This is a genomic window from Pseudomonas sp. CGJS7 (assembly GCF_036961695.1).
Map to the genome: position 1 here is coordinate 1 of NZ_JBAMDI010000141.1, position 26,812 is coordinate 26,812.

A 26,812-nucleotide genomic window follows, 5' to 3' on the forward strand; every position below is an offset into this window, starting at 1 on the left:
ATGTGGGTTTATGCGCTCACGCCGCCTCATCCTCGCCCAACTGCGTCTCCAGCTCGTTGATCCAGGCCACAGTGATGCTTTCCATGGTCACCGCATAGATCAACGGCCGGATCGGCCCGGACGAGTACGACTGCGAAACGAAACGCGCATGCCGCTCGCGGAACGCCAGCCAGGCCTGATGCGCTTGTTCGAACGCGCGCAGATCCTCGCCGTCGAGCTGCTTGCGCAGATGCTCGACCAAGCCGTCCAGGCGGGTTTGTTCGCGGCTGAGTTCGACGATCGCCTGCTCGCCCATGTCGGCCTGGCTGACCCGATCGTCGTCGTTGTCGCGGGCGATCGCCTCGGCCTTGCCGAAGTAATTGTCGGCGATGCGCGCGGCGGTTTCGGCCTTGCCGATCAGCTTGTTTTCGAAGCGGCGCAGGTCCTCGACGCTGGTGTGCGCGCCGTCGAGTTCTTGTTTGAGCGCCAGCAGCTTCTTGCCGCGCTCGATCGCGTCGACCGTGCCGCGACGTTCGGCGATGCGCTGGATGAAATAGAAAGCCCAGGTAAGCAGGGCGCCGATGACGGTGAAGATGAGCTGTTCCATGACCTGTCCTCCGGTCGTGGAATGCAGTGTCGTCGGCGGAGGTCTCAGGCCGCGCGATGGGGCGTGTCGGGCGTCGCAGATCGCCTATAAAAATAGGGGTTTTCGTGCGTAGTCGTGGTGAATCGTTCAGGTGTAATTCGGTTGCCGTTGCCCTCACCCCAACCCCTCTCCCGCAAGCGGGAGAGGGGCTCAGAAACGATTCTTTACGTGATCTCGATACCGCTTCGCTTTTAGCCCCTCTCCGGCTTGCTGCGCCCGAAGGGCGTGCAAGGCTGAGAGGGGTGGGGGTGAGGGCCGCGCCCTCCCCACTCACTCGTCGAAGCGCAAATGCCGCACCGACTTCCCATGCCGCCGAATCAGCTTCAACGCCTCGATACCCACATTGATATGCGTATCGACATAACTCGCACTGACCTTGGCATCGGACGCCTCGGTCTTCACGCCCTCGGGAATCATCGGCTGATCCGACACCAGCAACAGCGCGCCGCAAGGAATCCGATTGGCGAAACCGGCGGCGAACACCGTCGCGGTTTCCATGTCGATGGCCATGCAGCGCATCGCCCGCAAGCGTTCCTTGAACGCCTCATCGTGTTCCCAGACCCGGCGGTTGGTGGTGTAGACAGTGCCGGTCCAGTAGTCGTGACCCAGGTCGCGGATCATGGTGGAGACCGCGCGCTGCAACGCGAACGCCGGCAGCGCCGGCACTTCCGGCAGCAGGTAGTCGTTGGAGGTGCCCTCGCCGCGGATCGCCGCGATCGGCAGCACCAGATCGCCGAGTTCGTTCTTGCGCTTGAGGCCGCCGCACTTGCCCAGGAACAACACCGCCTGCGGCATGATCGCCGAGAGCAGGTCCATCATGGTCGCCGCGTTCGGGCTGCCCATGCCGAAATTGATCATGGTGATGCCGTCGAAGGTCGCGCTCGGCATCGGCCGGTCCAGGCCGACCACTTCGGCGCCGGTCAGACGGGCGAAGGTATGCAGGTAACCGCCGAAGTTGGTCAGCAGGATGTGCTGGCCGAACTGGTCCAGGGGCACGCCGGTGTAGCGCGGCAGCCAGTTTTCGACGATCTGTTCTTTATCTTTCATGCGTATCGGCCTTTTTTTCTAGTTGTCCGGCCATTGTGGCACCGCCCATGACGATAGTCAGGGTTGGCAGCGCACAAACCGGCCGCTAGGGTTCCGAAGTTGTCCTTCGCTCGACACCTTTGTCCGCTTTCCCCGGGGGAAATCATGCTTCGACCGCTCTTGGCCGGCTGCGGCCTGGCGCTGCTCGCCGGCGCCGTGCAGGCGGCCACCGCCGCCGCGCCCGCCGCCAGCTCGCGATACACCCAGGACCCTTACCCCAGCACCTACCGCGCCCTCGCCTCCGGCCCGGTGCTGCTGCAGCACGCCACCGTACTCACCGGCACCGGCCAGCGCCTGGACAACGCCGACGTGCTGCTGCGCGACGGCAAGGTCGTCGCGGTCGGCAGCGCGCTGGAGGCGCCGGCCGATGCCGCCCGCATCGACGCCACCGGCAAGTGGATCACCCCCGGAATCATCGACGTGCACTCGCACCTGGGCGTCTACCCCAGCCCTGGCGTGGGCGCGCATGCCGACGGCAATGAAATGACCAGCCCGGTCACCCCCAACGTCTGGGCCGAGCACTCGATCTGGCCGCAGGACCCGGGCTTCGAAACCGCCCTGGCCGGCGGCATCACCTCGCTGCAGATCCTGCCCGGTTCGGGCAATTTGATCGGCGGCCGCGGGGTGACGCTGAAGAACGTGCCGGCCACGTCCTACCAGGCGATGAAATTCCCCGGCGCGCCGTGGGGCCTGAAGATGGCCTGCGGCGAGAACCCCAAGCGGGTCTACGGCAGCCGCAACGTTTCGCCCGGCACCCGCATGGGCAATGTCGCCGGCTACCGCGCGGCCTTCATCGACGCCAGCGAATACCTGCGCAAGACCTCGCCCAAGAGCAGCGAGCCGAAGAAGAAGCGCTGGTGGCAAAGCTCCACCGCCGCGGCCGGCAACGCCGACAGCGAGAAGGACACCGGCGGCAAGCGCGACCTCAAGCTCGACACCCTGGCCGGGGCGATCAAGGGCGACATCCGCGTGCACATCCACTGCTACCGCGCCGATGAGATGACCACCATGCTCGATCTGGCCAAGGAATTCGGCTTCAAGGTCGCCGCCTTCCACCACGGCGTGGAGGCCTACAAGATCGCCGACCGGCTGGCCCAGGACAACGTCTGCGGCGCGCTGTGGGCCGACTGGTGGGGCTTCAAGATGGAAGCCTTCGACGGCATCCAGGAAAACATCGCCATCGTCGACCGCCCGGCCAACAGCTGCGCGATCGTCCACTCCGATTCGGAGGAAGGCATCCAGCGCCTCAACCAGGAAGCGGCCAAGGTGATCGCGCACGCGCGCCTGGCCGGCATCGAGATCGCGCCGGAGCGGGCGATCCGCTGGCTGACCCAGAACCCGGCCAAGTCGCTCGGCATCGCCGAACGCACCGGCACCCTGGAGCCCGGCAAGATGGCCGACGTGGTGGTGTGGAACGGCAATCCCTTCAGCGTCTACGCCAAGGCCGAGCAGGTCTATATCGACGGCGCGCGCATTTACGACCGCGCCGATCCGGCGCGCCAGCCCAAGTCGGATTTCATGCTCGGGCAACCGGCCGCGCAGACGGCGACGCAGGGAGGTGTGCGATGAGCGGCGTTCGTTCTTTGTCGGTTTCGGTTTCAATTTCCGCTTCCGCTTCGACTTCCACTTCGGCCTCGACTTCGCCCGAATCCACCCAGCCCGTCATTCCGGCGAAAGCCGGAATCCATTTTGCTGTTGCTTCCAACGGCACAGATGGCGGCGGCGCGGCGGCAAGAAAGGCAACGGCAAAATCAAAATGGATTCCGGCTTTCGCCGGAATGACGGCTGGAGGTTGCGTCACTTCGGTTAGGACTGGAGTTGCGTCGCTTCGGTTGATTCCGGCTTTCGCCGGAATGACGGCCCGGGGTTGCGTACCTCTCGCCGCAGCGTTGCTCTGCGCCAGCTTCGCCGCCCCCGCGCAAAACCTGCTGATCCGCAACGCCACCGTCCACACCGCCACCGCGCAAGGTTCGCTGGAACACGCCGACGTGCTGGTGTCCGGCGGCGTGGTGCGCGCGGTCGGCAAGGGCTTGAGCGCGCCGGCCGGCGCGCAGGTAATCGAGGCCGAAGGCCGGCCGGTCACGCCGACGCTGTTCGCCGGCATCACCGAGATCGGTCTGGAAGAAGTCTCCGGCGAGAAGTCCACGGTCGACCAGACCGCCGCGCTCGGCGCCGACACCAAGGAAATGACGGTGCGGCCGGAGTTCGACGTAACCCTGGCCTACAACCCGGACTCGGTGGTGATCCCGGTCACCCGCATCGAAGGCATCGGCTGGACCCTGCTCGGCGCCGGCACCGCCACCGGCGGCTCGATCGTCGCCGGGCAAGGCGGCATCGAGCGCCTGGACGGCGGCCCGGACCCGATCGGCCCGCGGGTGCTGTTCGTGCGTCTGGGCAAGGACAGCCTGGGCCTGAGCGGCAGTTCGCGCGCGGCGCAGTGGATGATCCTGGATCAGCTGATCGACGAAGTGCGCGGCCGCATCGGCCCGGACAACCACGCCGCGCTGCTGACCCCGGCCGGACGGGCGACGCTGCAGAAGTATTTCGGCGGCGGCGGGCGGATCGTGTTCGGCGTCGACCGCGCCGCCGACATCCGCCAGTTGCTGCGCTGGTCGTCCAAGCACCAACTGCGCATCGCCATCGCCGGCGGCGGCGAGGCCTGGCGTTTGGCGCCGCAGCTGGCGGCGGCGAAGGTGCCGGTGTTCGTCAATCCGCTGTCCAACCTGCCCAGCGATTTCGACCAGATCGGCGCGAGCATGGAAAACGCCGCGCGGTTGCGCGCGGCCGGGGTCGCGGTCGGTTTCAGCGAAGGCGGCGTGGCCCACAACGCGCGCAAGGTGCGCCAGCTGGCCGGCAACGCGGTCGCCGCCGGCCTGCCCTGGGCCGACGGACTGGCCGGGCTGACCCGGGTGCCGGCCGAGGCGTTCGGCGTGGCCAACGAAGTCGGTTCGATCGCGCCGGGCCGGCGCGCCGATCTGGTGCTGTGGAGCGGCGACCCGCTCGAAGTCAGCAGCGTGGCGTTGCAGGTGTGGATGGACGGCCGCGCGATTGAGATGCGCAGCCGCCAGACCGAATTGCGCGACCGCTACCTGCGCGGCGACAACGGTTTGCCGCGGGCGTACTCGAACGGCGACGGCCGCTGAGGCCGCGATCTCGCTCCTGCAGCGCTAACCCGCTGCAGGAGTAACGCCACGCTTCACAGCTTCAACCCGCTCAGAAACCCTTCGAACACGGCCACCGGCAGCTTGCACACCAGGCTGTCGGGCGGCCCGAACCACTGGCAGGCGAACCAGCCGAACGGCATCAGCAGCATCGCCAGGACGCAAGCATCGGCCGCGACGTTGAGCCTGCGCTTGCGCCGGATCTGCACCAGCAGATCGATAAAGAACCCCAGCAACATCGCCAGGGCCAGAAAGCCGAGCAAGACCGCGATCCCCAGCCCGGTATCGCCGCGATGGGTTTGATTGCGCGCGGACTCGAACGCGTTCTGCGCGTACCAGTACAACAGCGCCAGCGGCGCCAGGAACACCGACACTCGGATCAGCGCCGACAGCGCCTGCTGTTTCATCGGGTCGGACTCCTCGAATCGTTCCGGTCAATCGGCCCGGCGCGACAACAACACCGCCGCACCCGCGCTGACGGCATAGGCCAGCGCGACCGCGAAGGCGAACCGGTACGGAAAGATGTTGGTCAATCCCGGCACCGGCGCGGGATGCCATTCGCCGCCGCCGAATTGCCAGGTGAAGCAAACGCAGAACGCCGCCACCGCCGCCGTGTCGGCCCACAACGTGCGCGCAAGGGTCGAGCGCGCGACGCGGCGGGATAGCCACCAACCGGCCAGCCATGCGGCAAGGACGATCGACACCAGCACGACGCCCGAGGGAAATGAGATCGAGGTGTCGCTCGCGCTGCCCTGAACCCGCTTGCCCAGCTCCCAGACCAGCCCGGTCGAAAGCGCCCAGACGAACGGCGCCGCGAAACAAAGCACCATGGCCGCGGGCAGCCCGATGCGCGAATTTCGAAGACTTGCGGCGAGGTTCCCGGTCATGTCGGTCACGATGCCCGATGCCGGCGGCAAGCGATAGCCCGCGGCGGCGGCGGCCTGGGTTCCCGTCGCCACGGCTTCACCCACCACCGCGCGAGCGGCGGCGTATCCTATCGTCACCCGCGCCCGCGCCGTCCTGGCGATTGGGCCCGCGGCCCGCGACGATGCCCGCGCCTCGCGCCCGGCTCGATGCGGGCCGCGCGCAGACACCGGCCACGGCGCGCGCGGTGACGCACCGTCGGCCGCTTCGGAGCAACGCTAATGAATTTGTCCTTGATGCAACTCAACTGGCTGGCGATCCTCGCCGCCACCGCTTCGGCGTTCGTGCTCGGCGGCTTGTGGTACGGCCCGTTGTTCAAGAAGGCCTGGTGCCGCGAAGCGGGCATGGACCCGGACGCCAAGCCGGGCCATCCGGGGCGGATCTTCGCCGTGGCGATCGTCTGCGCGTTCCTGGCCGCGACCATCTTCTCGTTGCTGATGCCGGCCAACGCGCGCGCGGTCGACGGATTCGGGATCGGCTTCGTGGTCGGCGTGTTCTTCGTCTCGATGAGCTTCGGCATCAACTACGCCTTCGCCCAGCGCAGCCTGAAGCTGTGGATGATCGACAGCGGTTACCACATTCTGCAGTTCATCCTGTACGGGGTGATCATCGGCGCCTGGAAATAAGGAGTCTGGCGATGAGCTCCGAGCAAGCGCGGCTGCGTTGGTACTTCGATTTCATCTCGCCCTTCGCCTACCTGCACTGGCAGAAGCTGCGGCCGATGCTGGGCGAGCGCGAGGTGGAACTGGTGCCGGTGGCGTTCGGCGCGATCCTGGCCGCGCACGGCCAGAAAGGCCCGGCCGAAATTCCCGGCAAGCGCGAATTCACCTATCGCCACGTGCTGTGGCAGGCGCGCCGCGACGGCGTCGAACTGCGCTTCCCGCCGGCGCATCCGTTCAATCCGCTGGCCGCGCTGCGGCTGTGCGTGGCCGCCGGCAACACGCCCGAAGCGGTCGAAGCGATCTTCGATTGGATCTGGCGGCGCGGACAGGCAGGCGACAGTGTCCAGGCGCTAAGCTCGCTCATCGCCGGGCTGAAGGTCGAGATCGGCGCAATCGGCAGCGATTCGACCAAATCGGCGCTGCGCGCGAACACCGAATCGGCGGTCGCGGCGGGTGTCTTTGGCGTGCCTACCTTGAGTGTTGGCGGTGAGTTGTTCTGGGGCAACGACGCACACGATTTCGCCCTTGACGCACTGCAACATCCGGAACGGATTGAAGATTCGGAAATGCAACGTTTGAAGCAGCTGCCGGTGGGAGTGCAACGCCGGGCCTGAATGAGGCCGACAGGATGCGGCCGCGTCTTCGCGTGACTTGCGTCGCGAAACGGTATGCTGCGGACACATTCGAAGCCACGCGCCAAGACCCGGGGGGGAATATGCGCATTGGAATCGTCGTCGACTCCGCTTGCGATTTGCCGCTCGACTACCTGCAGCAGCACAACATCCACTTGCTGCCGGTCACCGTCCGCATCGGCCAGGCCGTGCTGGCCGACCAACGCAACGAAGAAGCCGCGCTGCAGTTCCTGCACGCGCATCTGGCCGAGCGCGGCTTCGAAGCCGAAACCACGCCGTTCTCCGTGCAGCAAGTGCGCGATCTGTTCGTCAGCCAACTGGCGATCGATTACGACTACGTGTTCTGCATGACCATCACCAAGACCCGCAGTCCGATCTACGACAACGCCAATCAGGCCAGCTTCGCGATCCTCAACGACTACCGTCCGGTGCGCAGCGCGGCCGGGATCAACACGCCGTTCTCGTTGCGGGTGATCGACACCTTGAACTTGTTCGCCGCCCAGGCCATCACCGCGGTCGAAGCCGTGCGCCTGCGCGCCGCCGGCGAAGGCCCGCCGAAAATCCGCGCGCGGCTGGAGCATCTGGCCCTGCACACCCACGGCTATCTGATCCCGCGCGACCTCAATTACCTGCGCGCGCGCACCCGCCATCGCGGCGACCGCAGCGTGAGTTTCCTCAGCGCCACGCTTGGCACCGCGCTGGACATCAAGCCGGTGCTGCATTGCAACCGCGGCGAGACCGGTCCGGTAGCCAAGATCAAGGGCTATGAAAACGCCGCGCAGAAGCTGCTGGAATTCGCCGCGAGCAAGGTCAGCGGCAACGGCCTGATGACGCCTACGGTCGGGCTGAGCTATGGCGGCGAATTGACCGAACTGCGTCAGCTGCCTGGCTATGAAACCCTGCGTACCGCGTGCCGCGACAACAATGTCGAGTTGTTCGAGAGCGTGATGAGCCTGACCAGCATGGTCAATATCGGCAAGGGCGGGTTGGCTTTGGGGTTTGCGGCGGAGAAGGCCGATTTCGCTGGGTGATTGGGAAGCTGGAATCGGCCACAGCCACAGCGTACTTACCTACCGTCATTCCCGCGAAGGCGGGAATCCAGGGCCTTTCGTGCGAGAACGCTTGAAGTCGCTGGATTCCCGCCTTCGCGGGAATGACGGTCTGGAAGGATGACGCTGAAGTCTCTGGATTCCCGCCTGCGCGGGAATGACGGATTGGGGGATGACGCTGAAGTCTTTGGATTCCCGCCTGCGCGGGAATGACGGTAGGTAGGTACGCGGATATCCGCTTTTGCCCGTCATCCCCGCTTTTGCTCGTCATCCCCGCGAACGCGGGGATCCAGGGCCTTTCGAGCGAGAACGTCTGAAGTCGCTGGATGTTCGGCTCCGCCGAAGTAAAGCGGAGCCCGCGTTCGTAGGAATGAAGATCTGGTGAGATGGCGCTGAAGTCGCTGGACTCCCGCCTTCGCGGGAATGACGATCTGGAAAGATCGCACCAAGGCCTTCCCCAAACAGGACTTCCTGCCCAGGCCCCCACAACGCCCAGCGGGTTAGCCTGCGAGCCTTGTCCGTCCAGGTAGCCCGCTCGATGATCCGTCACCGCCTGCTAGTCCTCGCGCTCGCCAGCGCGCTCGCCGCTCCGGCGCTCGCTCAGACTCCGCCGCAGCCCGCGCCGCAAGAGAACAAGGACGGCGACAAGCCGGCCGCGCAGCTCGAGCAGGATGCGCTCAAGCCCGCCGGCGCCGATCCGGCCCGCGCCTCGGCCCAGACCGCCAAGGGCGCGGCCAAGCCGGCCGACAAGGACGAAAAGAAATGGGACGTCTCGGCCGCGCACGGGCCGACCAAGACCATCCGCTTCGACACCGACGAAGGCACCTGGATGGACCTGGACGTGGCCCCCAACGGCCGCGAGATCGCCTTCTCCCTGCTCGGCGACATCTACCTGCTGCCGATCGGCGGCGGCCAGGCCCGCCGGATCAGCAGCGGCCCGGCCTGGGACGTGCAGCCGCGGTTCTCGCCCGACGGCCGCGAAATCGCCTTCACCTCCGACCGCGGCGGCGGCAACAACCTGTGGCGCATGCGCAGCGACGGCAGCAACGCCACCGCGGTGACCAAGGAAGATTTCCGCCTGCTCAACAATCCGGCCTGGACGCCCGACGGCCAGTACCTGATCGGCCGCAAGCACTTCACCGGCGAGCGCTCGCTCGGCGCCGGCGAGTTGTGGATCTACCACGCCGCCGGCGGCGGCGGCGGGCTGCAACTGACCAAGCAGAAGAACGACCAGCAGGATCTGGGCGAACCGGCGGTGTCGCCGGACGGCCGTTACGTCTATTACTCCGAGGACGTCACCGGCGGCCCCACCTTCCAGTACAACAAGAACCCCCACGACACCATCTACGCGATCAAGCGCCTGGACCGCGCCAGCGGCAAGAGCGCGACGGTGATCGATACGGCCGGCGGCGCGGTGCGTCCGCAACCCTCGCCCGACGGCAAGTCGCTGGCCTTCGTCAAACGCGTCCGCGACAAGTCGGTGCTGCACGTGCTGGATCTGGCCAGCGGCGAAGCGCGGCCGGTGTGGGACGGGCTGTCGCACGACATGCAGGAGGCCTGGGCGATCTTCGGCCCCTACGCCAACTTCGCCTGGACTCCGGATTCCAAATCGGTGGTGATCTGGGCCCAGGGCAAGCTGTGGCGGGTATCGATGGCCGACGGCAAGCCCGCGCCGATCCCGTTCACCGCCGCGGTCGAACAAACCGCGACCGCGGCGCTGCGCTTCGAACACAAACTCGATGCCGGCCGGTTCGATCCGAAGATGATCCGCGACGTCGCCACCAGCGCCGACGGCAAGACCCTGATCTTCCACGCGGTCGGCCAGCTGTGGCGCAAGCGCCTGCCCGACGGCAAGCCCGAGCGCTTGACCGGCAACGACAACCTCTACGAATACCAGCCCAGCTTCAGCGCCGACGGCAGCAAGCTGCTCTACACCACCTGGTCGGATCAGGCGCTCAGCGCGATCTACGTCGCCAGCCCCAACGGCGGCGGCGGCAAGCGCCTGACTCAGGAAAAGGGTTTCTATTACGGCCCGCGCTTCTCGCCCGACGGCCGCCGCATCGTCTACGCCAAGACCGGCGGCGGCGGTTTGACCGGCAGCTTGTGGTCGGTGGACCGCGGCATCTACGTGATGAACGCCGACGGCAGCCGCGCCACCCGCGTGGCCAACAGCGGCGAGGCCCCGCAGTTCAGCGCCGACGGCACCCGCGTGTATTACCTCACCGGCAGCGGCCTGAAGAAGAAGCTGATGTCGGTCGGCCTCAACGGCGAGGACGAACGCGAGGTGTTCAACCTCAAGTACGCCGATTCGGTCAGCATCAGCCCCGACGGCAAGTGGGTGGCGTTCACCGAGTTGTTCAACGCCTACGTCGCGCCGTTGATGACCGCCAGCGCGTCGGTGGAGCTGAGCAAGGACAGCAAGGCCTTGCCGGTGGCCCAGGTCAGCGCCGATGTCGGCAGTTACCTGCACTGGTCGGCCGATTCCAAGTCCTTGCATTGGATGGTCGGCGATCGCTATTACTCGCGCCCGCTCAATCAATCCTTCGCCTTTCTGCCCGGCGCGCCGGCCACCCTGGCCAAACCCTCGGCGGAAGAACAAGGCATCAAGGTCGGCCTGGAAGTTCCGGTATACGCGCCCACCGACACCGTCGCCTTCACCAACGCGCGGGTGGTGACGATGCGCGATGCGGAGACCAAACAGGAAGTGATCGAAGACGGCACAGTGGTGGTGCGCGGCGATGAGATCGTCGCGGTCGGCGCCAGCGGCTCGGTCGCGGTGCCGGCCGGCGCGCGCACCATCGACGCGCGCGGCAAGACCATCCTGCCCGGTTACATCGACGTGCACGCGCACGCCGCGCACTTCGGCCAGGGCGTGGTGCCGCAGCAGAACTGGGCGTACTACACCAACCTCGCCTTCGGCATCACCACCATGCACGATCCCTCGGCGACCACCGAGTTCGTGTTCTCCGAAGCCGAACTGGTCAAGGCCGGCAAGATGGTCGGCCCGCGGGTGTTCTCCACCGGCACGATCCTGTACGGCGCCGACGGCGACTTCAAGGCGGTGATCAACTCCATCGACGACGCGCGCAGCCACCTGCGCCGGATGAAGGCCAACGGCGCGTTCTCGGTCAAGAGCTACAACCAGCCGCGCCGCGAGCAGCATCAGCAGATCAATCAAGCCGCGCGCGAGTTGAACATGCTGGTGGTCGAAGAAGGCGGTTCGACCTTCAACCACAACCTGCCGATGATCCTCGACGGCGCCACCGGCATCGAGCACAACATCCCGGTCGCGCCGCTGTACAAGGACGTCACCGAGCTGTGGCGGCAGACCGATGTGCGCAACACCCCGACCCTGGTGGTGAGCTACGGTGGTCTGTCGGGCGAGTACTGGTGGTACGCGCGCGACAACGTCTGGGAAGACAAGAAGCTCAACCGCTTCTTCCCGCGCGAGACCCTGGACGCGCGCTCGATCCGCCGCGAAACCGCGCCGGATTGGGATTACTGGCATGTGCAGGTGTCCAAGCAGGTCAAGGCGCTGCGCGATGCCGGGATCAAGATCCAGGTCGGCGGCCACGGCCAGTTGCAGGGCCTGTCGGCGAACTGGGAAATCTGGATGCTGGCCCAGGGCGGCATGAGCAATTTCCAGGCGCTGCGTGCGGCGACCATCGACGGCGCCGATTATCTGGGCATGTCCAGGCAGCTCGGTTCGCTGGAGGTGGGCAAGAAAGCCGATCTGGTCGTGCTCAACAGCAATCCGCTGGACAACATCCGCGCCACCATCGACACCCGTTACGTGATGGTCGACGGCCGTTTATTCGACGTCGACGCGGACATGGCCGAGCTCGGCAACAAGGCCGAGAAGGCGCCGAGCTTCTATTGGCAACGCCATCGCGACGGGCGCACCTTCGGCGCCGAATACGGCCCGACCTCGGTGTGCCATTGCCCGAAGGGACACGGGCCGCACGAGATTCACGAGGACTGAGTCCGAGGCGACGCGGCGACGGCGTGAGCCGTTCGCCGCGGTGTCGGCGAGTAGTGGTCAACGGATCGAATCCGATCCGCTCTGCACTCCACTACCGACACAAGGAAAGCCTTGCATGAAACGCACCACTGCCATCGGCTTGCTATTGCTCGCCACCACCGGCCTGGCCACCGCCGCGCACGCCGCTTGCGTTCCCACCGGCAACATACGCTGCAACGTCGGCCTGCCCCTGGACCTCATCGACGGCGCCCAGAACGGAATCTACAACTACGGATACAACGGCGCCGGCGTGGATATCTACATCGTCGACAGCGGGTTCAGCGCCGCCAACGGCCAAGCCGAATTCGGCCCCCGCTACAAAGAAGTCGCCAACTTCACCTCCGAGCCGATCGGCGGCAACGGCAACGGAAGCCACGGCATCACCATGGCCAAGACCGCCGCCGGCACCAGCCTCGGCGTCGCCAACGGCGCCAACATTCGTCTGGTCCGGGTCATCGGCACGGGCGAGACCGCGGACTCGTTGAAGAAAGGGCTGGAATGGATCCGCGACGAGAAGATCAAGCTCGATCAAGGCCAACCCACCGAATTCAGGCGCCAGTCGGTGGTCAACATCAGCCTGACCCGCGCGCACGATCCGGCCGTCAATGCGGCCGTCGCGCAATTGGTCGCCAATCAGATTCCGGTGTTCGTGGCGGCGGGCAACAACGGCTTGGGCGGCGGAGAAGGCGGCAACGCGTGCGCACTGACGCCCGCGGGCGAACCCAGCGCGTTTACCGTCAGCGCCGGCGATGCTTACGGCAGTCGCCAGGGGTGGGCCAACTACGGCCAGTGCGTCGATGGCTTCGCCTGGCATAGCCATGGCACCTCCGAATCCACCGCCATGACCTCGGGCGTGGCGGCGCTGATCTGGCAGCAGTACCCAACGCTCAACGCAGCCGGCCTCATCGCCGAACTGAAGAACCGCGCACAGAAGCACACCATGGCCAACACGCCGTTCCCCTTGAACGGCTCGCAAAACTTGGTGGTGACTTCGTTGGCGCCCGCGGCCGCGCCCTCGATCCTGGGCGTGAAGAGCGACCGCTGCTACGGCAGCAATACCCTGCAGTGGCTCGACTCCGGCCCGGAGATCATCGCCTATGAAGTCCAGCGCAGCGCGACGGCCAACTTCGCCGCGCCGGTGGCGGCCTACACCGGGACGTATCAGTCGATCAACGTCAACGTGACCGGCACCACCTATTACCGCGTGCGCGCTTGCAACAGCCGCGGTTGCAGCGCCTACGTCAACGGCAACCGCGCCGCCACCTACACGCCGACCTGCGAGTGACGGCGATGGCGGAGAACCCCGCGCCACGGGGTTCTCCGGCCATGGCCGCGGCCGAACGCCGGGCGCTTTTCACATCGGGCCAATGGATGAGGATTTAGCCTTTCGCCAACCTCATCCGAGCTTTCGCAATGGCCACTCGCTATTTCCTCAGCATACCCGACAGCGACCGCGCGCGCGGCAACGACGCCGACCTGTCGTTCACCGCGATCAGCGCCGAGGGATTCGCCAGCCAGCTGCAGGCCGCGCTGCGCGGCGACGCGCTGTTCGAACGCTGGCGCGCCAAGCAGCCCGAACCGGACGACATCGACCCCAGCCTGGGCGCGACCGATCCCAATGCGACCGTGCAAGGCGAACAGCGCGATCTGCGCATGGACCTGGTCGCGGTGACCGCGCTGTCGGGGACGGTGCTCAAGCATCGGCTGCGGTTGTTGGCGGGCAATGGGTGGGAGTTGCGCGACGTGACCGCGGCTTAGCCTGAGCTGCGTCGCGCGAGTCCGCATCGAAGCCCGATCGACGGCGATTCTCAGCGGGCCGCCCGCATCGAATCTTTGAAGCCGTCATCCCCGCGAAGGCGGGGGTGACGGCTTCAAGCGTTCGAAGCGTCCGCTGTCGCGCAATCAGGCAGGCAGTTCATCCTGCTCCGACAACGCCAACAAAGTCTCGGCCATCGTCGCGATCTGCTCGCGCATGACCAACTTGTCCAGCCAATCGCGCGGTATCGCACCCACACCGTAATAGGCGCCGGCAAGCTGACCGCAGATCGCCGCAGTAGTGTCGGCATCGTCGCCCAGATTGGCCGCGCGCAAAATCGCCGCCTCGAACGTATCGGTGTGCAGAAAGCACCACAGCGCCGCTTCCAGCGAGCGCACGCTGTAGCCGGAACCGACGATCTCGCTCTCGGGCTTGCCGGCGTAATCGCGGGCATGGATCGCCGCGACCTGCGCGCTGGCCGGCGGCGCCATTGCCGGGGTCAGCACCGCCTCCTTGCCCGCGCCCATCAACGCCGCGCGCAACTGGCTGGCGAACAAGCGCGAGCAGTCCAGCGCTTCGTCCGCGCCGTGGGTGGTGCGGGTGGATTCGACGGCGTAGTGGCGGGCACGCTCCGCATCGCGCCGCCACAGCATCGGCACCGGCGCCAGCCGCATCAACGCGCCGTTGCCGGCCGCGCGCGGACCGGGGTCGCCGGCGTAGGGATCCTGGTTGCGCAGATAACGGTCCAACGCCGCACTCACGGTCATGCCGATGTCGAAGCATTCGCCGTTGCTGCTCATGTAACCGTGCGCGCGCCAGTTGCAATAGCGGTTCATCTGATCGCGCGCGTCGAAGCCGCGGCAGTGGATCAGACTGGCGGCCAGGCACAGCGCCATCGAGGTGTCGTCGGTCCATTCGCCCGCGCGCAAGCCGAACGGTCCGCCGCCGACCATGCCGGTCAGTCGCTCGAAACTACCGCGCGGTTTGAATTCCACAGTGGTGCCGACCGCGTCGCCGCAGGCCAGACCGAGCAGACAGCCGAGGTAGCGCTGGCGCAATTCCATCAGCGCGCCTGCGTATCGCCGCCGACCGCGGTCGCGGCGGCGGTGACTTTGTTCAACGTCGACATCAGCGAATGGTACAAGGGCGTATGCGCTTGTCCGGGCGTGCCGAAACGCAACCAGAAATGAAACGGGCGCTCGCCGATCGCCCCGGTGAAGCTGTGAAATTCAAAGTAGTCGGGCTTTTCTTCTTCGTAAGCGACCAGCGGTTCGAGCTGCGGCGAGAACGCACCCACCGCTTCGAACAAGGCCGGCAGCGGCGCGATCAGCTCCGGGTCGAGCGTATAGCAGCGAAGATCGCGTTCTTCTTGATTGCGAAACCGCGGATCGGCCTCGTCGTCGCGGGCGCGCGCCCACATGCGCGCCCGACCTTCGCCGCACTCGATCCAGGCCCACAGATCCAGCGGCACCGGGCCCTTGCCCACGCTGTACTGGGCGATACCGCTGGATTGCCAAACAAGCTTGAACGTCGGAATCTGCTGCATAACCACGGCCTTGGCGACGACTGGCCGAATCTTGGCACAGCCGAACGTCGCACTGACGCGGATCAGCCGTCCGCTTCGAGATCCTGGTAGCACTCCGGCACGAACCGCGGCGTGCAGATCGCCAGAAAGATCAGATCGCCGTCGCCGGTATTGGCGATGCGTTGCGGCGCGTCGGCGGGAATGAACACCGTATCGCCGGGGCCGACCTCGCTCGGCGCCAGATCGCCGGCGAACATCGTGCCGCGGCCTTGCAGGATCACATAGCGCTCGCTGGTGCCACGCAGACTGTGCAGGCGCGTGGTCGTGCCGGGCTCGACCCGGATGCGCGCGATCGAGCTGTGCGGGTCGTCGGCGCGGTTCCAATGTTCCAGAACGTGGCAGCGCTCTACGAAGTAGTACTCGGCGGTATCGGCGCGGCCGACGATGCGGGCGGTGGTCATCGATCGCGGTGTCGGCTGCGGCGGGGCCAACAGCTTAACCGCGCGGTCGGTGCCGGGTCCGCTTTCAGATCCCCACGCCGTGCGGCTGAACCACGCCCGTGGCGATCCCGGCCACCACCAGACCGATCAACGCGATCGAATAGACGATGCGCTTGGTCAAGGCGTTGACGGTGCGCTTGCTGGCGCCTTTGTCGACCAGCATGTAGTACAGGCCGGCGCCGAGGTTGTAGAGGATCACGCCGAGAAACGCGGCGACTAGCAGCATTTTCATGATTCGACCTTGCCCGTGAGCGGGCGGGTGGGAGCAAGGGAGGCGGCGACGGCGTCGCGGCGGGCGCGCAACCAGCGCCAGCGCAGCGCGATCGCCGCGGTCATCACCGCCAGGAACAGACCGTAGGCGACCGAGGTGGCCAGCACCTGTTTCCAGATCGCGCCGGCATGCGGGTCGGCGTTGAGCATGCTCCAGTGCATGCCCCAGAACGCCGCCGCGGTGGCCAGCAGCAGGCTGAGGCTGTCGAAGGCGGTGCGCGCGCCGTCGCGGGGTTGGCGCGGGTAGGCCCAGAACAGCCAGGCCAGGATCGAGAACCAGGGAATGAACAGGATCAGGGCCAGATTGACTTCGACTTGCGGGTTCATGGCTAGCGATGGCGGGCTGACGCAGCTTTTGCTGCGGGGTTCATTGTTCGCTTACCGGCTCAGATTGCGTAGACTCAGAATCTGGAAGAAAAACCAGATCAGTCGCAACAGTTATTGAGAACATGAGGCCGGCACAGCGGGGTTGGCCCGCTCTCGGATTCCCGCCCCCATGAAGCGCTACCAGGCCCTCGCCGACGACATCGCCCGCTCGATCCGCCAAGGCCTGCTGCGGCCGGGCCAGCGCCTGCCTTCGGTACGGCAGACCAGCGCCGCGCGCAAGCTCAGCCCGGCCACCGTGTTCCAGGCCTATTACCTGCTCGAAGCGCAGGGACTGGTGCGGCCGCGGGCGCGTTCGGGCTACTACGTCAGCGAGCAAGCGCACACGCTGCCGCCCGAGCCCGACGCCGCCTCCGCGCCCGACGGCGAATCGCGTCCGGTCGACATCAGCGCGCTGGTGTTCGAAGTACTGGAGTCGGCGATGGCGCGCGACATCGTGCCGCTGGGTTCGGCGTTCATGAGCCCGGATCTGTTTCCGCTGGCCAAGCTCGGCCGGGCGATGGCGCACGAGGCGGTGCATCTGGACCCGCGCAGCACCGTCGACGACCTCACCCCGGGCAATGCCGAACTGCGCCGGCATATCGCCCTGCGCTATCGGATCGGCGGGGTGGAATTGGGCGCGCAGGATCTGGTGATCGGCAACGGCGCGATCGAAGCGCTCAACCTGTGCATCGCCGCGACCACCCGGCCCGGCGACGCGGTGCTGGTCGAGTCGCCGTGCTTCTACGTCGCGCTGCAGACGCTGGAGCGCCATGGCCTGCGCGCGGTCGAGGTGCCCACCCATCCGCGCGAGGGCATCGAGCTGGGCGCGCTGGACGCGGCGATCCGCCGTCATGCGCCCAAGGCCTGCTGGCTGATGAGCCGTTTGCAGAACCCGCTCGGCGCCAGCATGCCCGAGGCCAAGACCCGCGAACTGGTGGCGCTGCTGGCGCGGCATGAGTTGCCGCTGATCGAGGACGACGTCTACGGCGAACTGCATTTCGGCGCGCGCCCGCCGCCGCCGGCCAAGGCCTTCGACACCCGCGGCCTGGTGCTGCATTGCAGCTCGTTCTCCAAGACCCTGGCGCCGGGTTACCGGATCGGCTGGGCCGCGCCGGGCCGCTACACCCAGGCGGTGGCGCGGTTGAAACTCACCAACACCCTGGCCACCTGCGTGCCGGCGCAGTTGGCGATCGCGCGCTATCTGCAACGCGGCGGCTATGAGCGCCATCTGCGCACGCTGCGCAACACCTTGCGCGAACGCCAGAACGCTTACTTGCAGGCGGTCGCCCAGTACTTCCCCGCCGGCACCCGGGTCACCCGGCCGGACGGCGGTTACTTTCTATGGATCGAACTGCCGCCCGACCGCAATGCGCTGGCATTGCAACGCGCGGCTGCGCAGCGCGGCATCAGCATCGCGCCGGGGCCGATCTTTTCCGCGCATCGCGGTTACCGGCACTGCCTGCGGCTCAACTACGGCCACGCCCTCGATGCGCGGGTGGATGCAGCGTTACGAGTCTTGGGCGAGCTTTCGTCGGCGCGATCGGGGCCAGCCTGAGCCGCGTGTCCTCATCGGCCTCAGCCAAGACCTCGGCCCGACGCTTGCGGCTGAGGTTGCCCAGCGCGCGCCGGTACGACCAATCCACCAGTTCGCGCAGATAGTCCTCGGGCATGCGCCGCACATCGACCACGGTCACCCAGTGATAGCGGCCCATGAACCGCGCCGGCTTGGCCCCGGGCATGTCGGTGAGTTCGACGAAACGCTCCGGCGTGGCCTTGAAGCTGAAACGCCAGCGCTCGGGCTCGCTGGTCTTGAAGTAAGCGAAGAATTTTCCGCCGACGCTGTAGACCAGGATATTCGACGGCGCCGCGTGCGCGACTTCGTCCGCGCCGGGATAACGGCGGCAATGGCGCTTGAGCGCGTTGGTGTCCATGGGGTCGCGGGCAGTTGTCGGGTTCGCCGTTTTTTGCGGGGATCGCGGTCGCAGCGCTCCAATGGCTTCGCCGCTTCGGGCACCCCCTGTAGGAGCTGCGCTAGCTGCGACCGCGGGGTGTCAGCTCGCGTCGCAAGCGCAGTGTCGCGGTCGCGGCTCGCGCCGCTCCTACAGGCAGGCCATGTAGGAGCGGTGCGAGTTGGACAGTGCTTACATATGCGCGGTGATCTGCGGCGGGTTGAACCAGTTGTTGTTCAAGCCGTCCATGTACTGGATCGGCGCGGCCGCCCACACCGCGTGGTCCACGTCCAGGCAGGCGACGTTGACCGAGTAGTACTTGCCGCCCAGCACTTCCAGCTCGCCGGTGCCGAAGGCGTGGATGCCGCATTGCTTGCAGAAGTGATAGGTGCCGCTGAAGGTGCCGAACTGGTACGAGCCCATTTCTTCGATGTTGCCGCTGATCAGACGGAACGCATCGGGCTTGACCAACGCGCCCCACTTGCGCAGCTTGCTGCACATCGAGCAGTTGCAGCGCGAAGTGCCGGCGTCCAGGTCCAGGTCGACTTCATAACGGATGGCACCGCAGTGGCAGCTGGCCTGGTGGGTCTGGACGGTCATCGCGGTGCTCTCCGATAGCCGGGGCGGCATGCCCCGGGACAGCCATAGAGTACGATCTATTGAGGACAATTTCTGTCCTCAATAGGTTTTAGACTGGGTCCATGCTCAAGACCTCGACCCGCCTGCTGCGTTTGCTGTCGCTGCTGCAATCGCGCCGCCACTGGACCGGCTCGGAACTGTGCGAGCGGCTGGAAGTGGACGCGCGCACCGTCCGCCGCGACGTCGACCGCCTGCGCGAACTCGGCTACCCCGTGCAGGCCTCCACCGGCGTCGGCGGCGGCTACCAGCTCGCCGCCGGCGCCTCGCTGCCGCCGCTGCTGCTGGACGACGACGAAGCGGTGGCGATGGTGGTGGCACTGCGCAGCGCCACCGCCAGCGTGGCGCGGATCGAGGACACCGCCGTCGGCCTGCTCGGCAAGCTCGATCAACTGCTGCCGGCGCGGCTGCGGCGCCGGGTCAGCGCCTTGTATTCGGTGACCTTGTCGCTGTCCCAGCGCGACGACGGCCCCGACGTGGAGACCCTGACCGAACTGGCCGGAGCCTGCCGCGATCACCGCCTGATCGAGCTGCACTACAGCGACCGCGGCGGCCGCGCCAGCCAGCGCATCATCGAGCCGCTGCGCCTGGTCAGCAGCGGACGGCGCTGGTATCTGCTGGCCTGGGACCGCAGCCGCGAGGATTGGCGGTTGTTCCGCGCCGACCGGATCCAGTCGGCGGAATGCGGCGGCGGCTTCACCCCGCGCAAATTCCCCGAGGACGTCGCCGCTTACGTCCAGCGCAGCATCAGCCAGGTGATCCAGGGCGACGTGCTGCGCGCGCGCCTGCACGGTTCGGCCGAGAGCCTGGCGGCGAGCCTGCCGCCGTGGTGCGGCGTGCTCGAACACATCGACGAACACAGCTGCCTGCTGCACGTGCGCGGCGAAACGCCCGAGGAAATCCTGGCGCTGCTGGCCCTGACCGGGGTCGAGTTCGAACTGCTCGATGGCGAGGAACACCGGCCGAAACTGCGCGCGGTGGCCGAGCGTTTGTTGCGCGCGGTGCAGTAAGGCCGCCGCGCCGGCGATTCGGCGCCGATGCGATCAGGCCGCGCCCTCCCCGGACGCGGCCTGCCCTCCCCTTCGTTCAACCCAGATCGCTGAGCAAATTGTCGGCCGCTTGCAGCGCCAACGCGGCGATGGTCAAGGTCGGATTGGCCGTGGCCGTGGTCGGGAACACGCCGCTGCCGACCATGTACAGATTGCTGTGGTCCCACGACTGCTGGCGCGCGTTGAGCACCGAGTTGGTCGCGCTGGTGCCCATGCGGTAGGTGCCGATGATGTGGCCGGCGCCGTAGAAGGTGTAGTTGTTGCCCTGGTAGGCGAAGGTGGTCGGCGTCGCGCCGGAACCGCTGAGCACCGGCGCCGCCGGCGGCTGGGTGTATTCGGTCGCGCCGACCGCCTTGAAGATCGCGGTCGAGGCGGCCTTGGCCGAGACGAAGGCGTTGCGCACGTAGTTCTCGCGGATGCGATAGGTGACTTGCGGACGCGGCAGCCCCAGGTGGTCTTTCAACTGGGCCGACAACTGCACGCGGTTGTCCGGATCGGGCAACTGCTCGATCAGATAACCCAGACGCAGCTGGCGCGTGTAGATGCCGTTGAGCGTGTTCACCAGTTGCGAACCGAACAGCATGCTGTAGGCCGGCAGGCTCGGATTGAAGCGCAGTTGCTGGCCCTGCTGGTTGACCGAATTGCCGTTCAACTGGGCGTTGTTCTGGCCGAAGATGAAATCGGCCAGGGTGGTGTTGGGATCGTTGGTCGCCCAGTTCCAACCCTCGTTGCCGATCTCGATGCGGTACGCCGCGCGCTGGCTGCGGAACGCGCCGTCGCGCGCGGCTTCGATGCCGGAGGTGGCCAGCGGGCCGCGATAGGCGTAGATCGGGTCTTTGGCCAAACCCCAGGCCAGGTACATCACGTGATCCATCAGGTTGCGGCCGACCTGGTCGGAACGGTTGGCCACGCCGTTGGGGTAACCGGGATTCTTGTTCGACATCAGCAACAGCTTCGGCGTCTCGATCGCGTGCGCGGCCAGCACGTACAGCTTTCCGCTCACCGTGCCGCCGCCGGTCGACGGCCCGGTCTGGCTGTCGTAGGTCAGGTAATCGATGCCGCTGACCTGGCTGCCGTTCAAGCGGATGTTGCTGGCGACGGACTGGTACTGGATCTGCACGTTGCCGGTCTGCAAGGCATCGGCCAGGGTCACGGTGCCGTCGTACTTGGCCTGGATCGGGCAGATCGGAATGCAGTTGGTGTTGCCCGCGCATTGCCGGCGCTTGCCGGGACGCGAGTTGCGGCCCTGCGGGGTCGGGGTGACGAACAACGGGATGTTGTCGATCTTCAACGAGGTGACGTTCTGCTGATACAGCATGTCGTTCATCGACTCGACGATGCCCGGCATCGGGAAATCGTAGTTCGGCCCGTACACGCCGTTGGGTTCGACGTTGAAGGTCTTGTACAGATCCACCATCGGCTGCTTGTCCGAGGACACGCCGATCACTCCGGTCGCGGCGTGGTAGTACGGCAGCAGGTTCTGATAGAACTGCACGCCGCCGGGCCAGTCCACGCCCTGGCCGTACTTGGTCTTGAGCTGGAAATCGTTGGGCAGGTGATTGAGCGAGGTGCCCAGCCAATGCCAGGTGGTGCCGCCGGCGACGCGCTCGTAAGAACTGCCGAAGGCGAACACCATGTTCGGATCGTCGGGCTTGGTCGCGGTCTGCGGCGGGTACACGAAGTAGCACTGCGACGGGTTCTGCCAGGCGTTGATCTGCAGCACCGTGTAGCGCGGGGTGTTGAGCGTGGCCGGGTCGGGTTGGCCGAGCGGGTTGTTGGCGCTGCCGGGGCCTTGCAAGGTCGGCGGGTACGGCGACTCGGGCGTCTTCGCGTTGGCGGTGAAGAACGTCTGCATATAGGCTTCGCGGCTCTTCGGCACCGGCGGGCCGCCTTCCAGGATCAGCACCTGCTTGCCGGCCAGGCCGAGCTTGTAGGCGATGATCGAACCGGAAATGCCCGAGCCCACGATCACTACGTCGAAACCGCCGGGAGGCGTGGTGATGCTCATGCCGGATTCTCCAGATAAGCCTGCAGCGGCGGCGGCGTGGTCGACCAATAGCCGTAGGTGTAGTTGGAGCTGCCCATCGGATGGGACTGCATCACCCGCCACACCAGGCCGTGGGTGTAGCTGTCGGCGGAAATCACGTCGCTGAAGGTCTGCCCGTGCGAGGGCGAGTTGTCGTACTGCACCGTCGGCCAGGCGCCGGCGTACCACAGGAACAACAACTGCCGCATCGCCAGGATCTGCGCAGGGCTGGTGCCGTTGCCCGCGAGCATCTGGCCGACGATGGTTTCCTCGCTGCCGGGCTTGGCGCCGCCGGCTTCCCACAACTTGCCGTACTGCTCCAGGATCTGCTCGGCCATGCCGCTGGGCAGACTGGTGTCGAAGGTTTGCAGGTACACCGACTTGATATCCACCGGATCCAGATCCGGCGCGATCGCCTCGCTGGTGAAGCCGGTCAAGCCCACGCTCATGCTGATGAAAAAAGCCATTTGATCGAACACCATGTCGCTTCCCCTTATTGCGCGCGCTGCAGCAGGTAAGTGAAATCCGAGGCGAACCCGTTGGTCATGGTCGCGTTGTTGTGGCAGGCCATGCAGCTCGAGGAGGCCTGCGGCACCTTGCCCTGGATGTAGGTTTCCAAGGTGGTGTTGGCGAGGAAACTCGGCGCCGGATTGCCGGTGGGATCGGTCGGATTGGTCGCGTTGGTCGGCCATTGCGTGCTGATCAACTGATAGTTGGCCCACACCGTACCCGGGTAGTTCTTCAGCAGCGCCGCCTGGAAGCTCGCGTTGAGCTTCTTGGTCGAATCGGTCAGCGCGATCTCGCGCATGATCTGCGACGGCGGGGTGTTGGTCGCGTTCGGATTCCACGGCCGCGGCGGCGGCTCGTTGACTTTGCAGGTGGTGCAGCTCTTGTTGTAGAAGTTGTAGTGCGCCTTGTCGATCGGCTCGCCCTGGGTCGGCACGTTGTCGACTTGCTCGAAGGTCGACCACACCCACTGCGGTTCGCCCTGGGTCTTGTGCGCGATGTGCAGGCCGACCAGACCCACGGTCTGCAACTTGCACGAGGCCTTGACGCCTTGGTGTTCGTCGGGATTGGTGTAGACCAGCGCCTGCGCGGTGTGGAAACGGCTGGCGTTGTCGTTGGCGCCCATCACCTTCCACGCCGACTTGACCATGATCGCGCCGACCTTCGGCGAGCCCTTGGGCAGGGCGAAATTCGCCGCCTTGCCGAACGCCTGCTGGCCGGCCTTGCTGTACAGGGTGTTGGTGGTGATGTTGTCGAACATGTCCTGGTTGACCAGGATCGCGAAGCGCACGTACTGGCCGTTCTGGTCGATCAACGGGCCGGTCTCGAACGGCTCGCCGCTTTCGTCGAGCACGTTCGGGGTCTTGCCGACCTGGGTCAGGCGCAAGGTCGCATCGCCCAGGCCGTTGCACACCGCCGGCGGCGGCGTGTCCTGGCCCCAGGGCGGCGGCGTCTTGCCGCCGGGCAGGAAGATCTCGCGGCTTTCCTTCCAGTTCTCCCACACCGTCGGCACGTTCGGGCCGATGGTCGCGCCCTGCTTGGGATTGCCGTTGGCGTCGGCCGGCCAGTTCACCGCGACGAAGGACTGCCACGAGAACATATCGAAATCGTCCTGCAGATCCTGCAGGTTCGGATTGCTCTGCGGCACGCTGATCTCGTGCGGAATGTTCGGGCTCAGCGCCGGCGGCGGCGGCGTGTTGCCGCCCCAGTCCTGTTGCGGGCGCGCCTGCGCTTGCGTTTCGGGCTTGACGTGGCCGTCGCTGCACGCGGCCAACGCGAGCGTCAACGCGGCCGCCAGCAGCGGCAGCGGTTGCGCCCGCACGAGGGTGTGGAGGGTTTGCGGCATGTCCTGGTCCCCGGCTCCTTGATGGACGAAGCGGAGGCTTCCGCTTCGCGGCGAGGCGACCCGGGACACAGCGGTCGAACGCGTGCGCGCTGCGCATGCGTTGCGACGTCGGCTGGCTGGCGATGATTCCGCGGGCGGCTTCGCGTCGGGGATGCACGCTAGTCGCGAACAACGCGGAAAAGTGCGACGCGAGCGGCAAAAGTTCGTTGCCAGCAGGTTGTCGCGCCGATAACGCCCGCGCTGTCCTGCGCGTCGTCGCGATTGCGTTTTGGATTAGGCGACGATGCGATCCGCGCGCCTGGCGCGGTTAGCGGCGGTAGCGATGCGGTGAGCGAGAGTGAGCGTGCGGCGCGCTACGCTGCGGTGCAGCGCGAACTTGCGCGAAACCGCCGACATCGCGGCGCGACGCGGCAAGCTTCGGCGATCGCCGCAAAAAGAGGCACCGGACCGAAGTCCGGTGCCTTGGGGGTGGCCTGAGGCCGCACGCGCGCGGCCAGGCCCAACCTCGCCCTAGCGAGCAATCACGGCGCCGAGCAGGCCGCGCTGTTCTCGGCCAGCAACTGGTCGTAGCTCTTCACGCCTTGCGGCAACGGTTTGGCTTGCGCCGGCAGCAACGCGCGATAGCTGGCGTCGTACAAGGCCGACAGGAAGCACGCCTGCGACGCGGCGTGGAACTTCAAACGCCCGTTGCCGTAGCTGGCGTCGAAGCCGGCGGCGCCCAGATCGTTGCCGCCGGTACCGGCCACTTTCACCACGGTGTCGTAGGTGGCCTCGGCCAGATCGATGCGGCGCTGTTTCAGCAACGCGGTGCGCGCATCCTTCTGCGCCTGGGTGGCGTTGGCCGGCAGCGCCGCCGGCACGGTGGCGTTGGTCAGCTGACGCTGGTGTTGCAGACCCAGCAGCGCCAACGCGCCCACGTGCGGCGTGGCCGAGGAGGTGCCGTTGAACTCGTTGTCGCCGTAGGACACCGTATCGACGTTGGCGAAATTGGCCACGTCGGGCTTGGCGTTGCCCGCCGCCTGTCCGGCCGGACGCGCGCCGCCGGCGGCCAGCACCGGGCCGCGCGAGCTGTAGGCTTCCAGATTGGAGGTCGCCGCATCCAGCGCCGCCACGGTGATCACGCTGGCCGAATCGGCCGGCGAGGACAACGAGCGATCCGGCACCGAGTACTGCGGCCGGTGCGGACGCGCGAACAGACGCAGGAAGTTGGCGGCGTTGGCGGTCTTGCGCACGATCCGCACGCCGAAGATACCGCCGCCGGTGTAGCGGCTGCCGCCGATGGTGCCCGCGCCGGACAGCACGTTGTCGCAACGCGTGGTCTTGGTCGCGGCCGGCGGCGCGTAAGCGATGCTCTCGTACGGCTTCTGCCCGTTGCCGCCGTTTTGCGCGTTGTCCGATTGCTGAGCGACTACCCAACCGGCCGGCACCACTTCGTTGCGCAAGCGGCCGGTGATCGGGTCGCGCACGCGCTTGACGCTCTGATCGGCCCAGCGCACCAACTCGAGCCGGTAATCGGTGGCGGTGTTGCGCTGGGCGGTGGTCCAATCGTTCCAGGTCGTGCGCACGTTGAAGGCGAGTTGATCGGCGATGTCGGCATCGGCTACGCCGACCGGCACGCAATCGCCCCAGTTGCTGCCGTAGCGAAGGATGTTGACGTCGTCCAGGATCGCCGCGCCGTTGGCGTTTACGTTGCCGGCGACGAAATCCTGCGCGACCGCGTTGCCGGCGCCGGCGGTGCTGTCGGCGTCCCAATAGGATTGGGCTTCATTGCCCGCGGACTTGATCAGCAACACGCCGTTGGCCTTGGCCGCGCTGATGGCGTCGTACAGTCCCTTGATGTCGCTGCCGGTGCCGCTGCCGTCGCCGGAGGATTGCCCGCCCAGACCCAGCGAGAAGCTGATCACTTGCGCGCGCGGCTCGCCCTGGACTTCGTTGCGGCTGTTGAGGTTGGCCGCGTTCTGGATCGCGCTGACCCAGTCGCTGGTCCGCCTCATGTCGTAGAGCCGGAAGTTCGCATTCGGGGCGATGTCGTAAACGATCTCGGTCACCGCATTGCCGTGACTGCCCTGGCCGGCGCCGAACGCATTGCCGTCGCCGCTGGCGGTCTGCACCAGCTTGTTGGGGTTCTGCGCAGTGTTGCGGGGCCACTCGTCGGCCGCCTGCAAGCCGGCGATGGCGTTGGAACCGAACTGATCGATGATCGCGACGGTCATGCCGTCGCCGCGCAGTTCGCGGCGCAGATCGGCGGCCAGACCGGCGTAGTTGCCCAGCCCGCGCAGCGTGTCCACGCCGCTGGCGGCCAAACCGTCGCTGGTGACGTCCAGATCCGGCAGCGCCATCAGACCGATCTGGCCGACGCTGTCGAGCGCGGCCACCCATTCCAGACGCGCCAACGGCACCAGCGCTTCCAGGTTCGGCGAACCGGCGACGCTGGTGGCTTGCAACCCGGCGGCGCGCAGGGTGTCGCGCACACGGGTGGTCGCGCGCTCCAGCAAACCCGCGTCGGCGATCTGCGCATACGGCAGGGCCAGGCGGATGTTGAGTTTGATGTTCTCGCCGTCGCGGTACGCCGCCGGCAAACCGACCCGATTCAAGGCCGCGATCTGGGTCGCGGCGGTGCTGGCGCTGTAGGCGGCGGCGCGCGCCGGCGGGCCGTTGCTCACGCCGGCCGCGGCGGGCGCGGCGTTCTGGCCGAACCATTGCAGGGCCTGCAGCAACTGGCC

At 66.7% G+C, this 26,812-nt stretch carries 26 protein-coding genes; 10 read left to right on the top strand and 16 right to left on the bottom strand.

What is annotated here, in order from left to right:
* Nucleotides 1–16: 16 nt before the first annotated feature.
* On the bottom strand, nucleotides 17–586 hold the full coding sequence (locus V7787_RS44915; protein WP_336094167.1) for a lysozyme inhibitor LprI family protein: 570 nt from the start codon (nucleotides 584–586) through the stop codon (nucleotides 17–19).
* Nucleotides 587–895: 309 nt separating this feature from the next.
* The gene (locus V7787_RS44920; protein WP_336094169.1) at nucleotides 896–1,672 is read right to left on the bottom strand and encodes an AMP nucleosidase; all 777 of its coding nucleotides are present in this window, start codon (nucleotides 1,670–1,672) and stop codon (nucleotides 896–898) included.
* A 144-nt stretch (nucleotides 1,673–1,816) separates the two neighbouring features.
* Here V7787_RS44920 and V7787_RS44925 point away from each other — a divergent pair, with 144 nt between their 5' ends.
* Nucleotides 1,817–3,280, top strand: coding sequence for an amidohydrolase (locus V7787_RS44925; RefSeq protein ID WP_336094170.1), 1,464 nt, complete (start codon nucleotides 1,817–1,819; stop codon nucleotides 3,278–3,280).
* On the opposite strand, the gene V7787_RS44930 is transcribed toward V7787_RS44925, so the two are convergent.
* Nucleotides 3,228–3,512 carry a hypothetical protein gene (locus V7787_RS44930; protein ID WP_336094172.1) on the bottom strand — a complete coding sequence of 95 codons (285 nt, stop codon included), beginning with the start codon at nucleotides 3,510–3,512 and terminating at the stop codon, nucleotides 3,228–3,230. The two genes, V7787_RS44925 and V7787_RS44930, sit on opposite strands and share 53 nt — an antisense overlap.
* 52 nt (nucleotides 3,513–3,564) lie before the next feature.
* Between V7787_RS44930 and V7787_RS44935 the strand changes: the two genes are divergently transcribed.
* Nucleotides 3,565–4,854: an amidohydrolase family protein gene (locus V7787_RS44935; RefSeq protein ID WP_336094174.1), complete on the top strand. Its 1,290-nt coding sequence runs from the start codon at nucleotides 3,565–3,567 to the stop codon at nucleotides 4,852–4,854.
* Between the two features lie 53 nt (nucleotides 4,855–4,907).
* Here V7787_RS44935 and V7787_RS44940 read toward each other — a convergent pair whose 3' ends face one another.
* Together V7787_RS44940 and V7787_RS44945 are read right to left on the bottom strand one after the other, a co-directional pair.
* Nucleotides 4,908–5,279: a hypothetical protein gene (locus V7787_RS44940; RefSeq protein WP_336094176.1), complete on the bottom strand. Its 372-nt coding sequence runs from the start codon at nucleotides 5,277–5,279 to the stop codon at nucleotides 4,908–4,910.
* Between the two features lie 27 nt (nucleotides 5,280–5,306).
* A complete protein-coding gene (locus V7787_RS44945) occupies nucleotides 5,307–5,876 on the bottom strand; it encodes a hypothetical protein (RefSeq protein WP_336094177.1) in 570 nt (189 codons plus the stop codon).
* Between the two features lie 141 nt (nucleotides 5,877–6,017).
* On the opposite strand from V7787_RS44945, the gene V7787_RS44950 reads away from it, so the two are divergent.
* From V7787_RS44950 to V7787_RS44975, 6 genes are all read left to right on the top strand, one after another.
* Complete coding sequence (locus tag V7787_RS44950) at nucleotides 6,018–6,422, top strand: DUF1761 domain-containing protein (protein ID WP_336094178.1); 405 nt, start codon at nucleotides 6,018–6,020, stop codon at nucleotides 6,420–6,422.
* An 11-nt stretch (nucleotides 6,423–6,433) separates the two neighbouring features.
* A complete protein-coding gene (locus V7787_RS44955; protein ID WP_336094179.1) occupies nucleotides 6,434–7,072 on the top strand; it encodes a 2-hydroxychromene-2-carboxylate isomerase in 639 nt (212 codons plus the stop codon).
* A gap of 101 nt (nucleotides 7,073–7,173) precedes the next feature.
* Entirely contained in the window at nucleotides 7,174–8,121 is a 948-nt protein-coding gene (locus tag V7787_RS44960; RefSeq protein WP_336094181.1) for a DegV family protein, read from the top strand.
* Nucleotides 8,122–8,677: 556 nt separating this feature from the next.
* On the top strand, nucleotides 8,678–12,121 hold the full coding sequence (locus tag V7787_RS44965; RefSeq protein WP_336094182.1) for an amidohydrolase family protein: 3,444 nt from the start codon (nucleotides 8,678–8,680) through the stop codon (nucleotides 12,119–12,121).
* Nucleotides 12,122–12,236: 115 nt separating this feature from the next.
* A complete protein-coding gene (locus V7787_RS44970) occupies nucleotides 12,237–13,445 on the top strand; it encodes a S8 family serine peptidase (RefSeq protein ID WP_336094184.1) in 1,209 nt (402 codons plus the stop codon).
* 128 nt (nucleotides 13,446–13,573) lie between these two features.
* The gene (locus tag V7787_RS44975) at nucleotides 13,574–13,918 is read left to right on the top strand and encodes a hypothetical protein (RefSeq protein ID WP_336094186.1); all 345 of its coding nucleotides are present in this window, start codon (nucleotides 13,574–13,576) and stop codon (nucleotides 13,916–13,918) included.
* 144 nt (nucleotides 13,919–14,062) lie between these two features.
* On the opposite strand, the gene V7787_RS44980 is transcribed toward V7787_RS44975, so the two are convergent.
* The 5 genes from V7787_RS44980 to V7787_RS45000 all read right to left on the bottom strand — a co-directional run bounded on the left by V7787_RS44980 (nucleotide 14,063) and on the right by V7787_RS45000 (nucleotide 16,538).
* Nucleotides 14,063–14,980 (bottom strand): ADP-ribosylglycohydrolase family protein, encoded by a 918-nt coding sequence (locus tag V7787_RS44980; protein ID WP_336094187.1) that lies wholly within the window; start codon nucleotides 14,978–14,980, stop codon nucleotides 14,063–14,065.
* A complete protein-coding gene (locus V7787_RS44985; RefSeq protein WP_336094188.1) occupies nucleotides 14,980–15,462 on the bottom strand; it encodes a hypothetical protein in 483 nt (160 codons plus the stop codon). Before V7787_RS44985 ends, V7787_RS44980 begins: the two co-directional genes overlap by 1 nt.
* A gap of 62 nt (nucleotides 15,463–15,524) precedes the next feature.
* A complete protein-coding gene (locus V7787_RS44990; RefSeq protein WP_336094189.1) occupies nucleotides 15,525–15,902 on the bottom strand; it encodes a cupin domain-containing protein in 378 nt (125 codons plus the stop codon).
* Between the two features lie 64 nt (nucleotides 15,903–15,966).
* Nucleotides 15,967–16,173, bottom strand: a complete 207-nt coding sequence (locus V7787_RS44995; RefSeq protein ID WP_336094190.1) for a DUF2909 domain-containing protein — start codon at nucleotides 16,171–16,173, stop codon at nucleotides 15,967–15,969.
* Entirely contained in the window at nucleotides 16,170–16,538 is a 369-nt protein-coding gene (locus tag V7787_RS45000; RefSeq protein WP_336094191.1) for a hypothetical protein, read from the bottom strand. The genes V7787_RS44995 and V7787_RS45000 overlap by 4 nt, the downstream gene beginning before the upstream one ends.
* Nucleotides 16,539–16,707: 169 nt before the next feature.
* On the opposite strand from V7787_RS45000, the gene V7787_RS45005 reads away from it, so the two are divergent.
* The gene (locus V7787_RS45005; protein ID WP_336094192.1) at nucleotides 16,708–18,132 is read left to right on the top strand and encodes an aminotransferase-like domain-containing protein; all 1,425 of its coding nucleotides are present in this window, start codon (nucleotides 16,708–16,710) and stop codon (nucleotides 18,130–18,132) included.
* Here V7787_RS45005 and V7787_RS45010 read toward each other — a convergent pair.
* Both V7787_RS45010 and V7787_RS45015 read right to left on the bottom strand, forming a co-directional pair.
* Nucleotides 18,044–18,508 carry an MmcQ/YjbR family DNA-binding protein gene (locus V7787_RS45010; RefSeq protein WP_336094193.1) on the bottom strand — a complete coding sequence of 155 codons (465 nt, stop codon included), beginning with the start codon at nucleotides 18,506–18,508 and terminating at the stop codon, nucleotides 18,044–18,046. The genes V7787_RS45005 and V7787_RS45010 overlap by 89 nt on opposite strands.
* 210 nt (nucleotides 18,509–18,718) lie before the next feature.
* A complete protein-coding gene (locus V7787_RS45015; RefSeq protein ID WP_336094194.1) occupies nucleotides 18,719–19,126 on the bottom strand; it encodes a GFA family protein in 408 nt (135 codons plus the stop codon).
* A 101-nt stretch (nucleotides 19,127–19,227) separates the two neighbouring features.
* Here V7787_RS45015 and V7787_RS45020 point away from each other — a divergent pair, with 101 nt between their 5' ends.
* Nucleotides 19,228–20,172: a helix-turn-helix transcriptional regulator gene (locus V7787_RS45020; RefSeq protein WP_336094195.1), complete on the top strand. Its 945-nt coding sequence runs from the start codon at nucleotides 19,228–19,230 to the stop codon at nucleotides 20,170–20,172.
* 76 nt (nucleotides 20,173–20,248) lie between these two features.
* Here V7787_RS45020 and V7787_RS45025 read toward each other — a convergent pair whose 3' ends face one another.
* The 4 genes from V7787_RS45025 to V7787_RS45040 form a co-directional block, all read right to left on the bottom strand.
* A complete protein-coding gene (locus V7787_RS45025) occupies nucleotides 20,249–22,219 on the bottom strand; it encodes a GMC family oxidoreductase (RefSeq protein ID WP_336094196.1) in 1,971 nt (656 codons plus the stop codon).
* Entirely contained in the window at nucleotides 22,216–22,704 is a 489-nt protein-coding gene (locus V7787_RS45030; protein WP_336094197.1) for a hypothetical protein, read from the bottom strand. The genes V7787_RS45025 and V7787_RS45030 overlap by 4 nt, the downstream gene beginning before the upstream one ends.
* 26 nt (nucleotides 22,705–22,730) lie before the next feature.
* Entirely contained in the window at nucleotides 22,731–24,089 is a 1,359-nt protein-coding gene (locus tag V7787_RS45035) for a cytochrome C (protein ID WP_336094198.1), read from the bottom strand.
* A gap of 521 nt (nucleotides 24,090–24,610) precedes the next feature.
* Nucleotides 24,611–26,812, bottom strand: a 2,202-nt coding sequence (locus V7787_RS45040; protein ID WP_336094199.1) for a S8 family serine peptidase, incomplete at its 5' end; no start/stop codon positions are given.

Bases quoted from the DNA above. Each gene is read 5' to 3' on its own strand.
- V7787_RS45020 (WP_336094195.1), top strand. From the start codon at position 19,228: ATGCTCAAGACCTCGACCCGCCTGCTGCGTTTGCTGTCGCTGCTGCAA.
- V7787_RS44995 (WP_336094190.1), bottom strand. From the start codon at position 16,173: ATGAAAATGCTGCTAGTCGCCGCGTTTCTCGGCGTGATCCTCTACAAC.
- V7787_RS44990 (WP_336094189.1), bottom strand. From the start codon at position 15,902: ATGACCACCGCCCGCATCGTCGGCCGCGCCGATACCGCCGAGTACTAC.
- V7787_RS44985 (WP_336094188.1), bottom strand. From the start codon at position 15,462: ATGCAGCAGATTCCGACGTTCAAGCTTGTTTGGCAATCCAGCGGTATC.
- V7787_RS44925 (WP_336094170.1), top strand. From the start codon at position 1,817: ATGCTTCGACCGCTCTTGGCCGGCTGCGGCCTGGCGCTGCTCGCCGGC.
- V7787_RS44950 (WP_336094178.1), top strand. From the start codon at position 6,018: ATGAATTTGTCCTTGATGCAACTCAACTGGCTGGCGATCCTCGCCGCC.
- V7787_RS44955 (WP_336094179.1), top strand. From the start codon at position 6,434: ATGAGCTCCGAGCAAGCGCGGCTGCGTTGGTACTTCGATTTCATCTCG.
- V7787_RS44970 (WP_336094184.1), top strand. From the start codon at position 12,237: ATGAAACGCACCACTGCCATCGGCTTGCTATTGCTCGCCACCACCGGC.
- V7787_RS44935 (WP_336094174.1), top strand. From the start codon at position 3,565: ATGACGGCCCGGGGTTGCGTACCTCTCGCCGCAGCGTTGCTCTGCGCC.
- V7787_RS44960 (WP_336094181.1), top strand. From the start codon at position 7,174: ATGCGCATTGGAATCGTCGTCGACTCCGCTTGCGATTTGCCGCTCGAC.
- V7787_RS45015 (WP_336094194.1), bottom strand. From the start codon at position 19,126: ATGACCGTCCAGACCCACCAGGCCAGCTGCCACTGCGGTGCCATCCGT.
- V7787_RS44965 (WP_336094182.1), top strand. From the start codon at position 8,678: ATGATCCGTCACCGCCTGCTAGTCCTCGCGCTCGCCAGCGCGCTCGCC.
- V7787_RS45030 (WP_336094197.1), bottom strand. From the start codon at position 22,704: ATGGCTTTTTTCATCAGCATGAGCGTGGGCTTGACCGGCTTCACCAGC.
- V7787_RS44980 (WP_336094187.1), bottom strand. From the start codon at position 14,980: ATGGAATTGCGCCAGCGCTACCTCGGCTGTCTGCTCGGTCTGGCCTGC.
- V7787_RS45005 (WP_336094192.1), top strand. From the start codon at position 16,708: ATGAAGCGCTACCAGGCCCTCGCCGACGACATCGCCCGCTCGATCCGC.
- V7787_RS44940 (WP_336094176.1), bottom strand. From the start codon at position 5,279: ATGAAACAGCAGGCGCTGTCGGCGCTGATCCGAGTGTCGGTGTTCCTG.
- V7787_RS44975 (WP_336094186.1), top strand. From the start codon at position 13,574: ATGGCCACTCGCTATTTCCTCAGCATACCCGACAGCGACCGCGCGCGC.
- V7787_RS45025 (WP_336094196.1), bottom strand. From the start codon at position 22,219: ATGAGCATCACCACGCCTCCCGGCGGTTTCGACGTAGTGATCGTGGGC.
- V7787_RS45000 (WP_336094191.1), bottom strand. From the start codon at position 16,538: ATGAACCCGCAAGTCGAAGTCAATCTGGCCCTGATCCTGTTCATTCCC.
- V7787_RS44915 (WP_336094167.1), bottom strand. From the start codon at position 586: ATGGAACAGCTCATCTTCACCGTCATCGGCGCCCTGCTTACCTGGGCT.
- V7787_RS44920 (WP_336094169.1), bottom strand. From the start codon at position 1,672: ATGAAAGATAAAGAACAGATCGTCGAAAACTGGCTGCCGCGCTACACC.
- V7787_RS45035 (WP_336094198.1), bottom strand. From the start codon at position 24,089: ATGCCGCAAACCCTCCACACCCTCGTGCGGGCGCAACCGCTGCCGCTG.
- V7787_RS45010 (WP_336094193.1), bottom strand. From the start codon at position 18,508: ATGGACACCAACGCGCTCAAGCGCCATTGCCGCCGTTATCCCGGCGCG.